At 65.4% G+C, this 14,235-nt stretch carries 13 protein-coding genes and 1 tRNA gene; 5 read left to right on the forward strand and 9 right to left on the reverse strand.

What is annotated here, in order from left to right; genetic code table 11:
* The first annotated feature begins 36 nt into the window (after positions 1-36).
* Positions 37-777, forward strand: a complete 741-nt coding sequence (locus HTUR_RS13925; protein ID WP_012943959.1) for an alpha/beta fold hydrolase — start codon at positions 37-39, stop codon at positions 775-777.
* Between the two features lie 53 nt (positions 778-830).
* Here the strand turns inward: HTUR_RS13925 and HTUR_RS13930 are convergent, their stop codons facing one another.
* A complete protein-coding gene (locus tag HTUR_RS13930; protein WP_226377450.1) occupies positions 831-1,715 on the reverse strand; it encodes a sensor histidine kinase in 885 nt (294 codons plus the stop codon).
* Positions 1,636-2,535: a hypothetical protein gene (locus HTUR_RS13935; RefSeq protein ID WP_012943961.1), complete on the reverse strand. Its 900-nt coding sequence runs from the start codon at positions 2,533-2,535 to the stop codon at positions 1,636-1,638. The genes HTUR_RS13930 and HTUR_RS13935 overlap by 80 nt, the downstream gene beginning before the upstream one ends.
* A 148-nt stretch (positions 2,536-2,683) precedes the next feature.
* On the opposite strand from HTUR_RS13935, the gene ncsA reads away from it, so the two are divergent.
* Positions 2,684-3,643 carry a tRNA 2-thiolation protein NcsA gene (gene ncsA / locus HTUR_RS13940; protein WP_012943962.1) on the forward strand — a complete coding sequence of 320 codons (960 nt, stop codon included), beginning with the start codon at positions 2,684-2,686 and terminating at the stop codon, positions 3,641-3,643.
* 702 nt (positions 3,644-4,345) lie between these two features.
* Here the strand turns inward: ncsA and ftsZ are convergent.
* From ftsZ to HTUR_RS13955, 3 genes are all read right to left on the reverse strand, one after another.
* Positions 4,346-5,539, reverse strand: a complete 1,194-nt coding sequence (ftsZ, locus tag HTUR_RS13945; protein ID WP_012943963.1) for a cell division protein FtsZ — start codon at positions 5,537-5,539, stop codon at positions 4,346-4,348.
* Positions 5,540-5,541: 2 nt separating this feature from the next.
* The gene (locus tag HTUR_RS13950; RefSeq protein WP_008894261.1) at positions 5,542-5,721 is read right to left on the reverse strand and encodes a ribbon-helix-helix domain-containing protein; all 180 of its coding nucleotides are present in this window, start codon (positions 5,719-5,721) and stop codon (positions 5,542-5,544) included.
* 196 nt (positions 5,722-5,917) lie between these two features.
* Positions 5,918-6,532, reverse strand: coding sequence for a double zinc ribbon domain-containing protein (locus HTUR_RS13955; RefSeq protein ID WP_012943964.1), 615 nt, complete (start codon positions 6,530-6,532; stop codon positions 5,918-5,920).
* A 126-nt stretch (positions 6,533-6,658) separates the two neighbouring features.
* On the opposite strand from HTUR_RS13955, the gene HTUR_RS13960 reads away from it, so the two are divergent.
* Positions 6,659-6,732, forward strand: a tRNA-Tyr gene (locus HTUR_RS13960).
* A 222-nt stretch (positions 6,733-6,954) separates the two neighbouring features.
* Here HTUR_RS13960 and HTUR_RS13965 read toward each other — a convergent pair.
* From HTUR_RS13965 to HTUR_RS27450, 3 genes are all read right to left on the reverse strand, one after another.
* The gene (locus HTUR_RS13965) at positions 6,955-8,130 is read right to left on the reverse strand and encodes an enolase C-terminal domain-like protein (protein ID WP_012943965.1); all 1,176 of its coding nucleotides are present in this window, start codon (positions 8,128-8,130) and stop codon (positions 6,955-6,957) included.
* Between the two features lie 738 nt (positions 8,131-8,868).
* A complete protein-coding gene (locus HTUR_RS13970) occupies positions 8,869-12,063 on the reverse strand; it encodes a PAS domain S-box protein (RefSeq protein WP_012943966.1) in 3,195 nt (1,064 codons plus the stop codon).
* Between the two features lie 98 nt (positions 12,064-12,161).
* Positions 12,162-12,335: a hypothetical protein gene (locus tag HTUR_RS27450; RefSeq protein WP_012943967.1), complete on the reverse strand. Its 174-nt coding sequence runs from the start codon at positions 12,333-12,335 to the stop codon at positions 12,162-12,164.
* Between the two features lie 159 nt (positions 12,336-12,494).
* Here HTUR_RS27450 and HTUR_RS13975 point away from each other — a divergent pair, with 159 nt between their 5' ends.
* On the forward strand, positions 12,495-12,881 hold the full coding sequence (locus HTUR_RS13975; protein WP_012943968.1) for a DUF5789 family protein: 387 nt from the start codon (positions 12,495-12,497) through the stop codon (positions 12,879-12,881).
* 89 nt (positions 12,882-12,970) lie between these two features.
* A complete protein-coding gene (locus HTUR_RS13980; RefSeq protein ID WP_012943969.1) occupies positions 12,971-13,582 on the forward strand; it encodes a translation initiation factor IF-2 subunit beta in 612 nt (203 codons plus the stop codon).
* 19 nt (positions 13,583-13,601) lie between these two features.
* Here the strand turns inward: HTUR_RS13980 and HTUR_RS13985 are convergent, their stop codons facing one another.
* The gene (locus tag HTUR_RS13985) at positions 13,602-14,210 is read right to left on the reverse strand and encodes a helix-turn-helix transcriptional regulator (protein ID WP_012943970.1); all 609 of its coding nucleotides are present in this window, start codon (positions 14,208-14,210) and stop codon (positions 13,602-13,604) included.
* Between the last annotated feature and the right edge of the window lie 25 nt (positions 14,211-14,235).

Raw genomic sequence — 14,235 nt, forward strand, 5'->3', positions numbered from 1 at the left:
GCACCTTTTTTATCGGTTCCCGGCGAACGGAATCCCATGCGACACCGGATCTTCAACGAGGACGGCGACGAGGAACTCGTGTTCGTCATGGGCTGGGGCAACCGCTGGACTCACGAGAACGTCAGCTGGCTCATCGGGAAGCTGACCGAGGCCGGCTACCGGGTCCACGCCTTCGAACTCCCCACGAACATCGACGACTTCAAAGCCGACTGGCTCGAGCCGATCGCCGAGTACGTCCGCGATCTCGAGGAGTACCAGCTGCTGGGCCACAGCGCGGGCGCGCTGATCGCCCAGGCCCTAGACGGCGCGGAGAACCACGTCTACCTGAGTCCGTGGTGGGGCTACGGCGAGGCGTTCCCCGACGCGCTGCTCGAGGCCGTCTCGAAGCTGCCGACGACGCTGCCCTGCCTCCCGGTGTCCGGGCTCGACCGCGAGGCGATCGGCGAGGAGGCCACCGACCACCAGCTCGAGACGACGCCGAAGTGGATCTCGCCGGCGTTCGTCCGCGAGACGCGCCGCGCCCAGGAGGAACTGCTGACGATCGACCACGACGCGGTCGTCTTCTGCTCGCTGCGCGACCCGGTTATCAGCCTCCGACCGATCGGCGAGCGCGTCCCCGCCGAACACGTCGTACTTTACGACGGCGGTCATGAGCTGTTCTCCTCCGCGAGCCGCGACCGCTACGTCGAAACGTTGCTTTCCGCCCTCGAGGACGGCGCCGAAGCCGTCGAGGCGGACGACGAGTCCGAGGAGGAAGCGGATCCGGTGCCTGCCTGAAGACCACAGCTTGCCCGCCCTCCGACGGCGAACCGGTGACGGCTCGAGTCCGCTCAGTCCGGCAGCGAGAGCACGACGGTCGTTCCCCGCGACTCCTCGACCAGTTCGACGCTCCCGCCGGCCTGAACGACGATCGTCCGGACGATCCAGAGGCCCAGCCCCTTCGAGTGGATCATCGGCGACTCGATTCCGTTCTCGAGGACGGTTCGCTCGATTTCCGGCAGACCGGGGCCGTCGTCGGCGACGGCGATATCGACGCCCTCGTCCGTTCGCCGAACCGCAATGCGAACCGTGGGAGCCGCCCGCTCGCTGTGTTCGACGGCGTTGTCGAGCAGTTCCCGGAGCGCGCGCTCGATTTTGGGCGTCGTCCGAACGGAGCACGTCTCGGGACGGTCGATCTCGATCGTCGCCTCCGGATAGCGATCGCGGGCGGACGCGACGACGGCGTCGATCGCCGGAGTGAGATCCAGCCGGCGAACCGGCTCGTCTCCCTCGAGGACGGCGTCCCGGAGACACCGCGTCTTGGATCCGAGTTCGACCAGTCGATCCGTCTGGTGTTTGATCTCCTCGAGGTGCGGGTCGACCGCCGCCGGAACCGCGTCGTTCGCCTCGAGGAGTTCGGCGTTACCCCGGATGACGTTGCAGTTGTTCCGCAGATTGTGCCGCAGGAGTCGGTGCAGGACGCTCGTCTGCTGTAAGGCGTGCTCGAGTCGGGCGGTCGTCCGCTCGTGGCGTCGCTGGTTCGAGCGCACCAGCGCGTAGACCAGGCAGGTCGAGCCGCCGACGAAGACCCAGCCCTTGACGGTCTGCAGCCGGGCCGACGTCTGCGGATCGGTAACCAGTTCCAACACGACGTAGTCAGTAACGACGATCCACGCTACCCCGACGAATAGGTACGTGAACGCGATCCCAACGGCGCTCCGGAGTCGACCAGTCATCGGTTCCATTGTGTGTTCGGGCTGAAATCGCCGGCACTCGTCGGCTCCTCCAATGTGTTTGTGACTGTCTGACTAGCATTAAAGGCTTTTCCTGTCGCTGTCCGGGAGCGCGTCGACCAGCGCCCCGAGTTGCGCTCGCCCGTTCGTGAGCAGCGCGCGGGGGGAATCCGGTGCGAGCGGTCGCGAACGCGTCGGCGAGGGCGGCCGTCGCGTCCGCGAAGACGCCAGTGCCGTGCCCGAGGAGGATTCGTTCCGGGGCGATACCCGTAAACGCTCCCGTCGGCGGTGTGAGACGCGCCAGTAGGTAGACGGCGAGTCGTTCGTCGCCGGAGAGGTACGGCGGCGCCGTCCCCAGGAGGTCGGGCACGTACAGCGTTCCGTTCGATCGGCGATACGCGATCGCTTCGTGCCAGCCGGGAAACGGACTCGCCTCGCGGACGGCGAAGCCGGACGCGCCGACCTCGTCGGCGACGTACTCGAGGTCGATATCGACGTCGGCATCGGCCAGTCGGTCGGGAAGCCGCTCGAGCCACGAGGGGACGAAGACGCGCACGCCGTAGCGCTGGGCGAACGCCGCCGCGTCGCGGGCGTGGTAGTTCGAACAGACGACGATGCCGGCGACCTCGCCCCGGCGCTCGAGTTCGTCGTCGATCCCGGGTGCCTCGAGCGGATCGAACAGCCAGAGTCGGTCGTCCGCGCCGACCAGCGCGTGACTCGCCCGCTGGCCGGTCTCGTCGGGGTGAGCGAGCCAGCCGAATCCGCCGTCGAAATCGTCGACGAGCCGAGGGTCGGTCGGCGGCGACCGGTCGTAGGCCGTCATACGTGGCCCGTCTCGAGGGCGCCGGAAAGTCGTTGCCGTCGAAACGATAGCGCGCCGATCTCGCCGGCGGCTATCGCCGGTCTCGAGCGATCGCGTTCCGCTCCCGTAGACGAAACCGTGATGAGCGGCGACCGACAACGGCCCGCTAATGGACTGTAATCGGTGTGACGAGGAGGCGGTGATGCACGCCGCCTACTCCGGGGCACACCTCTGTGCGGATCACTTCCGCGAGTCGGTCGAGAAGCGAGTGCGCCGTCGGGTGCGCCGGGACGATCTGGTTCCGCGAGACGCGACGCCCGAGGCCCCCCAGACGTGGGTGATCGGCCTCTCCGGCGGCAAGGACAGCGTCGTCCTGACGCAGATCCTCCACGACACGTTCGCCGAGGACCCGCGTATCGAGCTCGTCGGCCTGACGATCCACGAGGGGATCGAAGGCTACCGCGACAAGTCCGTCGACGCCTGCGTCGAACTCGCCGACGACCTCGACATTCGCCACGAACTCGTCTCCTACGAGGAGGAGTTCGGTGTCCGGATGGACGACGTCGTCGAGGACGACCCCGAAAACATGGCCGCTTGCGCCTACTGCGGCGTCTTCCGGCGCGATCTGCTCGAGAAGTACGCCGAGAAACTCGAGGCCGACCTCCTGCTGACCGGCCATAATCTCGACGACGAGGCCCAGACGGCGCTGATGAACTTCCTCGAGGGCGACGTCGAGCAGATCGCGAAACACTTCGACGCCAGCCTCGGCGCTCTCTCCGAGCGCGAGGACCAGGCGGAGTTCGTCCCGCGCGCGAAGCCACTGCGGGACGTCCCCGAAAAGGAGGTCGCCCTCTACGCGCACATCAACGACCTCCCCGCCCACATCACGGAGTGTCCCCACGCCAGCGAGGCCTACCGCGGCGAAATTCAGCAGTTGCTCTACGGACTCGAGGAGAACCACCCCGGCACCCGCCACTCGATCCTCGCGGGCTACGAGGAGCTGGCCTCGATCGCCGCCGACGAGTTCAGCGGCGACGACGGCGCCGAGTTGCAGGAATGTACCCAGTGCGGCTCGACCACGACCCGCGAGATCTGTCGGAAGTGCTCCCTGCTCGAGTCGCTGGCCTGAGCCGACTCGAGACTGACCCGCTCGAGTCTCACAGAGGGGCGTCGCAGTAGTCACACGTCGTGCGGTCCGGATCGTTCGGCGCGCCGCAGTCCGGACAGTAGCGGACCGCCCTCTCGCCGTCGTCCGTTTCTTCGCCGATACTGGCGTCCTCGAGGGCCGAGCCACAGTTGGACAGTAGTCGGGCGTCCCGGCGCTCTCGCCGGCTCGCATCCGGTTTCGGTACACCTGTACGATGCCGATTGCGAGCAGCGGCACGAACACCGCCAAGCCGATCGGCCCCATCGCGACGACCGTCACGAAGAGGAGCTAGCCGACGACGAGGGCGACGACGACCCTCAGGGCGAGCCGGAGGGACATGGCATTCGTGTACTGAATCCAACCAATTCCTTCCGGGCGAAAGCGATCCGCCCGTCGCTGTCGCCGACGGCCGACGACGCTGCGCGGATCGGACGTCCACGTGACTGTAAACAGCGGTGGCTGATCACCGTCGTATACGCCGTAAACGGCCGATACAACGGCTGCTACCGTTCTCGGGAGTTGCCACTCGTCACTCAGAGACTCGAGACGAGCGCCGCGAAAAGCGTCGGACCGATCGATCGGTCCGCGATGATGGTGTGTCGTGGACTGCCACTGCGGACGGCGGATGGTGTGTCAATTGCCGTCACGGAAGCGTCGGTTTGTAGCGGTACCTGCGCGTATCGATTACCGGATCACGTCGACGCCGTGCTGTTTCTCGACCTCTTCGCGGCCGCCGTCGCTGTGTGCGTTTCCGGATCGCGTTCGTCGACCCGCCTCCTCGACGTTGTTGCTCGCGTCGAAGTCGGCTTCGTTGAATCCTTCGATACTCTGGCGGGACTTGTCGGCCTGTTTCTGGGTCGTCGGGCCGAGCACCTGCGCGCTCTGGACGCCGGTCATGATCGCCATGACCCGCACCTTGCCCTTGTAGTTGTCCTGAATCCGGGCGCCCCAGATGACGTTCGCCGAGGCCTCGAGGCGCTCGGTGATGTTGTCTGCGATGCCCTCGGCCTCTTTCAGCGTGAGGTCGGGACCGCCGGTGATGTGGACCAGCCCGCCGGAGGCGCCGCGGTAGTCGACGTCCAGCAGCGGGTGGTTCATCGCGTCCTTGACGACCTCGTCGGTCTTGTTCTTGTCCTGGGTCTCGCCGACCAGCATGACGGCGACGCCGCCCTGGTTCATGATCGTCGACATGTCGGCGTAGTCCAGGTTGATCAGCGAGGGCTGGGTGATCGTCTCCGAGATCCCCTTGACGGTCTCGGCGATGATCTGGTCCATCACCGAGAACGCCTTGCCGATCGGGAGGTTCGGAACGTAGTCGAGCAGCCGGTTGTTGTCCAGCACGATGATCGAGTCGGCCTGATCGCGCAGTTTCTCGAGGCCTTCCTCGGCCTTGACCGTCCGCGCGCGTTCGACGTTGAACGGCGTCGAGACCATGCCAACGACGATCGCACCCTGTTCCTTGGCGATCTTGGAGACGACGGGAGCGGCACCGGTACCGGTTCCGCCGCCCATCCCGGCGGTCACGAACACGAGGTCCGCGTCGCCGAGGACCTCCTTGATCGTGCTCTGGGCCATCTCGGTCGCGCGTTCGCCCATCGACGGGTCGCCGCCGGCGCCGAGCCCGTTGGTGAGGGACTTGCCGACCAGGATCTTCGTGTCGGCCTCGATCATCTTGAGGTGCTGCTTGTCCGTGTTGATCGCCACGGTGTCGGCACCGTCGACGCCGATGTTGTACAGCCGGTTGATGGTGTTGTTACCCGCGCCGCCGCAACCGACGATGACGATCCGGGGTTCGCCGAACTCGTCGTCGTCCATGTCTTCCATCTCCCGGGACTCCTGTTCGGCGTTCTCGAGTGCGTCTTGTACGATATCCTGCATCGTTACACCTTGGCCCAGTTGTGTTTGCCGGACTGTTCGCTCGGTCCGTCGCTCTGTTCGTTGATCATTTCACGGACGGCCGACCGGATCGCTTCGCTCCGGTTCGGGAACTCGCCCGAGTCGACCAGTTGTTCGACCTCCTCGATCTGCTGTTTCGGAATTCGCAGTGTCACACGCTCCATTGTTGTATTCCCCTTGGGGTAAGACGGCGCGCGCCCCTGTCAGACGCGGCGTGTCTTACACGGAGCCGCCCGACATCGGGCGTTTTTCGGCGTTTGCCGACCGTTGTAAGACGACCGTCTTACGCGAATAAGTGGAATACTGCCATTCACAATAAAGCTTTCGTCGGACACGACTATCTGTGTCTTACACAGGTCCTTATGACGGAGTGTCACGTTCGAGCACGTCCGCCGCTGGCGTCCGACGACCGCAGCCAGGACAGAACGCCCAGTCCGAACGGACCTCGTCACCGCACTCGCAGAACAGCCGTTGCGAGGCCTTCTCCCCGCAGTTCGGACAGAAGACGTGGTCGTCCGCGACCTCCTCCCCGCACTGTCCACACTGGACGGGCTCATCGTTGTCCTCCGACCGGGTATCGTTGGTCCGGTCGGGGGAAGTGTCCGTAGCCGGATCGTCCGACGAACGGTCGACACCGCGTGCGAGATCATACTCCGTACGGTCCGTCCGTCCGTTGCGGACGTCGTCCGCGAGCGAGACGGTAACGGAGACTTCGTTCGGACCACGGTGATCTCGCGTGCGGGCGCCCCGATCCAGTTCCCGAAGGCGTTCGTCGAGGCGTTCGTCGACTCGCTGGCGAATCAGATCGTCGATCGCGCCTGTGCCGGCCTCGTTCGCCGCGCTGCCACGTTCCGTCCGCTCCTCGGCTCCGAGATACGAGCGCAGCGCTTCCCGCATCGCTTCGCTCTTGGAGATCTCGAGCGCCTCGAGTTCGTCGACGAGGTCGTCGTCGGCGCGGAACGTGATCTTGCTCATTCGAAGTTACACGAGTATTGATACTCCAGCTATATCAATCATGTTGCTCGCGCTGTAAGACACGACGGTCTCGCCGCCGCGAATAATAACCCTTATGTGACCGACGGCGACTATGTTGAGGTACGCCCGCCCTTAGCTCAGACTGGTAGAGCAGTCGACTGTAGATCGACTTGCCCCCCGTTCAAATCGGGGAGGGCGGACTTTTCGAAATTCCAAGCGATGAGCGAAGCGAGTGAGATCGTCTCTCACCTGTTCATTGGGGAGGGCGGCTTTTACCGCGACCAACGCTGCGAGCGAAGCGAGCGAACGCAGATAGGTAGTGGCTGTCAGACACTGAGAGGAGAGTCTTCCCCGACAACTCCAAAAGTCGACTGAGAGGGAATTCGTCTACACTCCACCAGCCGTACGGAGAAATTGGCGGATCAATCGAAGGCTCGAACGTCGCCAGTCAGGTTGTCCTCGATATAGTCCCAGTTATAGTCGACGCCGAGTCCGGGGCCGTCGGGGACTTCGACGCGACCGTTCTCGTCGATGGCGTCGAGTTGGTCGGAGTAACCGCCCTCGTAGATGGGCGGTGTGGTGTTGTCGCAGTCGGGATGGACCAGTGCGAGTTCGTAGTAATTCGTATTCCGGGTGGCGGCGATACAATGGCGGTGGGCCGGCCCGGGCGCGTGGAACTCGACGTCCAGACCGAACGCCTCGGCCATGTGAACGACCTTCATCGCGCCGGTGATACCAGCGTCGTACTCGGGATCGGTCCGGGCGAAGTCGGTCGCGTCGTTGGCGATGAAGTCCGCGTGGGGTTCCAGCCCGCGGACGTGTTCGGTCTGGAGAACCGGCGTCTCGATCATCTCGCCGAGTTTCCGGTGGCCGTGTTGGGAGATGCCGCCGTCGCGGTAGGGGTCTTCGTACCAGAAGAAGTCGTGGTCGTCGCAGGCTCGGCCGACTTTGAGAGCGTCCGCGAAGGTCTCGTACTCGCAGGCCGGATCGAACATGAGATCCATCTCGTCGCCGACGCGCTCGCCGACGGCGTGGACAGTCTCGATTTCCCGCTGTATGTCGCGAGACGCGTCGCTACCGCCCCAGCCGTGGATCTTGAAACCTTGGTAGCCCATCTCGAGACACTCCTCAGCGAAGTCCGCAAACGCTTCCGGCGAGTCGAGGCCACCGTTCTCGTCGCCGTGGTAGGTGGAGGCGTAGGCCGGAACCTCGGTCCGGTAGGTTCCGAGCAGCTCGTGGACTGGCGCGTCGTAGTACTTGCCGGCGAAATCCCACAACGCGATATCGAGCGGCCCGATCCCCATTCGATCGTACTTGCGGAGCGCGCGCTTGATCTCGCTCCAGTGGCGCTCGCGCTTCAAGGGGTTCTTCCCGACGAGGTACTTCGCGTACGTCTCAATCTGGTCAGGCGAGGTCGACGTGACGAGAACGTACTCGCCGGTGACGTCGACATCGGTGTGAACCTTGAGAGCGAGTTGGGTCGCCTCGAGCGTGGATCCCGGTTCGTACACCAGGTTGAAGCCATTGCCATCCGTTCCCAGGTCCTCGAGAGGATACTCGAACTCCATCATCTCGATGCGTGTGATCTCCGGAGCCATGCTCCCACCAATCCGAGCAAAGTCGCTTAAGCGCTCCGTCTGCGCCCCATATTTACCGCTTGTTAGATAGTTTCAGAAAACGTGTGAGAACGGGTCTCACGACCCGGAGGCATCGCTCGGTCGGCAGGGAGGGCGGTGTCTGCCTCGTCCCGGCGAGCGAACCCCGAGCGAATGTGAGTTACTTGCTAGCAGTAGGCAGAACTATTATTGATATGTCGATTGAATGTTAGAACGGGCTGGAGTGGTAGGTGGCGGTGGTGGTTCGCTCCAGCCCGCGTTCCTATTGGGAACCGTTGCTCTTTAAACCTATGTTACTGGTTAACATATGCAACAAATACGGCCAATTAGTTCAGAATATCGACTAGACAACGATCTCGGCCTGCTCGGTCCCGCGGTGATCGTCGCCACCGTGCCAGCGGAGCAGCGGGTAATTCGCCGCCTCGACCAGTCGGTCCGCGACGATTGTGAAGCCCGACCGCCCCGCCCATGGGGCGCTAACCGACGGAACAGTACCAGCCGTCCCGCGCGGCACGAGCGGCCGTTCCCGCTCGCGAAGCCGGTCAATCAGTTCGAGAACGTCGCTTCCTGTTAGTCGGCTGCGATCTGCGCCCGTCGACAGTGATCTCCACTCTCGATCCCGTCGGACGGATGTCGACGCCGGTGGAAACGGGACACAGTGGCCGGCCGAAAGCGTCGTCCGACGACGGCCCGGCGTGGGTCGCAACCGACCTACAGTAGTTACGCCACGTCGTCGGCCGCCGGCAGCGTGAACGAAAACGTCGCTCCCTCGCCGGGCTCCGACTCGACCCAGATCTCGCCGCCGTGTCGCTCCACGATTCGCTGACAGAGCGCCAGCCCGATCCCCGTCCCCTCGTGTTCCTCGCGGGTGTGCAACCGCTCGAACACCTCGAAGATGCGGTCGGTGTCCTCCGGATCGATCCCGATCCCCTCGTCTGCGACCGAAATCACCCACTCGTCGTCGCTCTCCGCGGCGATCCCGTCCGCTCGCGGGTTCGGATCGGCCGGCCCGTCCGCGGCCGCGCGGGAGACCTCGCGTCGCTCGGCGGTGATCTCGATCTGCGGTGGTTCGTCGCCGCTGTACTCGATGGCGTTGTCCACGAGGTTCTGGAACACCTGCCGGAGCTGGTCGATATCGCCTTCGACGCGGGGGAGCGACTCGATCGATATCTCGGCGTTTTCGTCCTCGATCCGAAACTGTAGGTCCGCGAGGACCTCGTCGACGACCCGCTCGAGATCGACCGGCTCGAGGGGGTCGCCGCGGGTGGTGACCCGGGAGTACTCGAGGAGGCCCTCGATCATCTCGCGCATGCGCTCGGCCCCGTCGACCGCGAACTCGATGAACTCCGCGGCGTCCTCGTCCAGTTCGTCCGCGTACCGGGACTCGAGCAACTGGAGGTAGCTCGTGATCATCCGCAGGGGCTCCTGCAGGTCGTGGGAGACGGCGTAGGCGAACTGCTCTAAGCGCTCGTTCGAGGCCTCGAGCTTGCGCCGGTACTCCCGGCGGTCGGTGATGTCGGTCGCGATGCCGACGATCCGGACGATCTCGCCGTCGTTGCAGACCGGGACGGCCTGGGCGTGGACCCACCGGACGGCGCCATCCGGCCGGACGACGCGAAACTCCTCGTCGTAGGCGGTCTCGGGCAGGGCCGCGTAGGCCTCCCGAACCCGCGCTCGGTCGTCCGGGTGGATCGCCTCGAGGAACGCGTTCAGATCGTCGTAGAGCGACTCGCGACTCCGGCCCCAGACGTCCTCGTAGACCGGGTTGATGTACAGCATCTCCTCGCCGTCGGGCGTCGACATCCAGACGATCTCGTCGAGATTCTCCGCGAGGGTTCGGAACTTCGCTTCGCTCTCCCGGAGCTCCTGCTCGCGCTCCTTGCGCTCGGTAACGTCGCGGAAGTAGACTGAGACGCCGCTCTCGGAGGGGTAGATAGTCGCCTCGAGCCAGAACCCGAGCAGCTCGGAGTAGTGTTCTAAGCCGACCGATTCCTGCGTCTCCATCGCTTCGTCGAAGCGGTTTCGAATCTGCTCAACCTCGTCCGTCTCCGGATAGACGTCTCCGAGACGCCGGCCGAGCAGGTCGTCCTCGTCGACCCCGAGGAGCACCGCCGCCCGCTCGTTGACGTGCGTGAAACGGTACTCCTCGTCGACCGCGTAGAACGCGTCCGAGACCCGTCCGAACACCTCGCGCAGCTCGCTCTCGAGTTCGCGTTCGCGCTCCTTGAGGTCGGTGACGTCCTCCACGGCGGTGACGACGCGATCGATCGTGCCGTCGTCGTCGGCGATCGGGGCGGCGCTGACTGACAGCCAGTGTCGCTCCCCGTCCCCGTCTTCGCCCCCCTCCGGGCGTTCGATCCGCAGCACGCGATCGTAGATCGGTTCTCCCGTCGCGAACGCCCGGGACGACGGGTACTCCTCGGCCGACAGCCGTCGGCCGTCCTCGTCGTAGAGTAGCCTGTCCTCCCGGGAGAACGTCTCCGGCTTCTCGACACCGAGGAGTTCGATGGCGCGGTCGTTGATCCGCGTGATCTCCCCGTCGGCGTCGAGCACGAGGCCGCCCGCGGGAATGGTATCGAGGATCCGGTCGGTCAGATCTCGCTCGCGCTCGAGGCGGCGCTCGTGGCGGAGCCGGTCGAAGGTCGCCTCGAGGCTCGAGGCGACGACCCGGGCGAGCATCCGGTCGCCCTCGTCGAAGGCGTCGCGCTCGGCGGAACTGATGAAGGCGACGCCGTGGTCCCCGATCGGCAGAATCATCTCGCTGCCGATCGGCGTGTCCGGATCGTACGCGTCCGGAGCAGTACTCACGTCCGCGTGGAACGCCGGCTCGCCCGACTCGAAGACGCGCCAGGCGATCCCCTCGTTGGGTCCGAACGTCGGCAGGTCGCCCAGCAGGCGCTCGGTCGCCTCCGTCCAGCTCGCGGGTCTGAGCGCCGGCGCGTCGGCGTCGTAGAGGTAGATTCCGTTGAGCGTCATCCCGAGGATGTCCCGGAGGTGGTCCGTGGCCCGCTCGGCGACCGCCTCGCGCGAGGACTCCTCGAGCCACTCGCTGACGGCTTCGTTCAGTCGCCGCAGCTGGGTTGCCCGGCGATGGCGGTTGGTGACGTCGTAGTAGAGTTCGATCCGCCCGCCGGCGTACCGGCCAGACTCGATCGGTCGGCTCCGGTGCTCGAGCCAGCGTTCCTCCCCGTCGGAACCGGCCGTGACGTGACAGTCGAAGCGCTCGTCGTAGCTGTTGTCCTCGTAGGTCGCGAGGACGGTGTCGGCGAACGCGTCGCCGTCGGCGACGCGGTGACGGATCGTCTCCTCGATCAGTTCGCGCTTGTCGCGACCGATGACCGCGTCCCGGTCGAACCCGAAGTACTCGCCCGCGGTCTCGTCGGCCCAGGCGACGTCGAAGGAGTCGTCGAGGACGAAGACGCCCACGTCGGCCTCGTCAAGGACGGTGGTGATCGTCTCGTATGACTCGATCGCCGTCTCCGCGCGCTCCTGGCTGCGTCTTCGATCGGTGACGTCGCGGGCGACGCCGACCGTGCCGCGGAAGTCGCCGTCCTCGAGCAGCGGGTTCACCCGGAGCTCGGTCGGGACGCGGTCGCCGTCAGCCGTCTCGAGCGCGACCTCGAAGACGCTGGCGACGTCTCGATCGGCCGACAGCCCCTCGCGGATCCCGCGTTCGACCCGGGCGACGTCGTCCGCGTCGAGGATGCGGGAGACGTGGGCGCCGATCAACTCGTCGCGCGCGTAGCCCGTTCGGTCGACGATCACGTCGTTGACCGCGACGACGGTGCCGTCGGCGTCGAGCTGGTAGAGGCCGTCGTCGATCGTGTTCACTAACGTCCGGTAGCGCCGGAGCGCGGTGGTCTCGTCCGCGTCGTCCCAGAAGTCCCTGCCGCGTTCCCCCGCTCGGTCACTCATACACCCAGTAGAGAGGGCCGGTCGGAAAAGTTCCACGTACGCTCGAGGGGCGCTCGGAAGTTAGAAGAGGTATTCGATCGCTTCGGCTCGCACCTCCCTCAGTCGAGCGAGAGCCCCGAGTCGTCGTCGACTGGGGTGAACTCCGTACAGCCGCACTGGCAGCCGTCCCGTTGCCCGATCGGCCGAAACTCGCCGGCGGTTATCTCGAACGCCGCGTAGAGGGCACCACACTCCTCGCACATCGCGATGGTCCGTCGGTTCTCCTCAGACATGCGTCGCTCTCTCGAGAGCCACTGCAAGTATCCTCTGCGAGGACGGTCGTAACGACAGCACTGTTGTTACTGCTGTGACAACGTCTCGGGCACGATCGGCGACGAACACAGGCGATCGCTGGCCGGCCGTTTTTCACTCGGCCGGCGATAGCACGGCGTATGAGCGAGGACGGTCCCAGCCGCGACCGGGCACAGGACAGCGCCGAACAGCGGAAGTCCGAGCGGGCCGAGACGACCGAGTCGATCCTCGAGGAGGTCGGCCGCGACCTCGGCAAGATCGAGTACCCTGTCACGAGCGAGGAGCTCGCCTCGGAGTACGCCAACGAGGCGATCGATATGCCGAACGAGACGGAGTCGCTGGGTAGCGTCTTCGATCGGCTGGCCGGCGAGCAGTTCGACACCCCCGAGGAGGTCCGCGAGGCGGTCTACGGCGAGGTCACCGGTGAGGCCGGCAGTCCCAACGAGGCCAACCCCGAGCGCGACCTCTCGAGTCTCGACGAGGAGAAGCAGGGCTCGCTCGGCGAGAGCGGCAGCGACTCGCTGTGAGCCCTCACCGGCCGTGAGGGCGGATCGGCCTCCCGTCTCTCGATTGTGATAGCAGAACGGATTTACGTCCCGACCCCCTGTTCTCTCGTATGGATTACGAAGCGAGTCTCGACCGAGCGATGGACGACGTACCGGACATCGGCGGCGACGAGGAGCGACTGCAGATTCCCGACGCCGTCCCCCAGAAGGACGGCGCCTTCACGCGATTTACGAACCTCGGCGAAATCGCCGACGTGCTCTCGCGCGACGACGAACACCTCCACCGGTTCATCCAGCGCGAGCTCGGTACCAGCGGCAAACTCGAGGACGGCCGCGGTCGGTACAACGGTACCTTCTCCGAGCAGGACTTCAACGCGGCCATCGACGCCTACGTCGACGAGTACGTCCTCTGTTCGGAGTGTGGCCTGCCGGACACCCGCCTCGTCCGCGAGGACCGCACGCCCATGCTGCGCTGTGACGCCTGCGGTGCGTTCCGCCCCGTCACCAAGCGTTCGACGAGCAGCCAGCAGCAACAACAGCAGGACGCCGTCGAGGAGGGCAAGACCTACACCGTCGAGATCACCGGCACCGGCCGCAAGGGCGACGGTGTCGCCGAGAAGGGCGAGTACACGATCTTCGTCCCCGGCGCCGAGGAGGGCGACGTCGTCGACATCTACATCAAGAACATCTCCGGCAACCTCGCGTTCGCCCGCCTCGACTGAGGGGGAGTCGTCCGTTCGGTTACCGACCGGTATTTTCGCGACTGTTCCCCGCCAGCGGGGCCAGTTGCCGCTCCTCGTCGGGGAGCCGAATCACTTTCTCTCGGCCGATCCGATAGCGCTCGATCACGCCGTCGTCCTCGAGCGACGAGAGGAGTTCACTGATCGTCGACGGCGACCAGCCGTAGTCGTCGACGAAGCGCCGCTGTTTGAGTCGGCCGCCGTGTTCGGTCAGGACGGCTCGGACGTACTGGGCCGGCATGCAGCCGTGCTCGAGGATTTCGCTCTGACTCGTCGGGCCGGTGGCGGGATCGAGCAGGGCGGCTTTCGACCCCGGAGGCGATTCCGGACCCGGACCCAGACCGGACTCGAGTCGCGTGTCGGTGCCGAGATCGCGATCGGATCGGCCGTGCCGATCGGGCCCGCCGTGGTGATCGGATCGGTTCCAGTCCGTCGAATCATGTCGGTCGTGAGGGCTGTGGTGCGGATCGTCTCTGAGCGTCGAATCGCTGTCGGCGGTATCGGATCGGGAGCCGACGCGAACCAGCGATGTGACCGTTTCGAGACTCGCTCGGACGGTGCGCCGAACGCGGCGGACGAATCGGGCGGTGGAGGGGGAACGTCTGGACATCGGGGAAACCTCGATCACTATCCTG

This window comes from Haloterrigena turkmenica DSM 5511, assembly GCF_000025325.1.
In the GTDB taxonomy this organism is placed as follows: domain Archaea; phylum Halobacteriota; class Halobacteria; order Halobacteriales; family Natrialbaceae; genus Haloterrigena; species Haloterrigena turkmenica.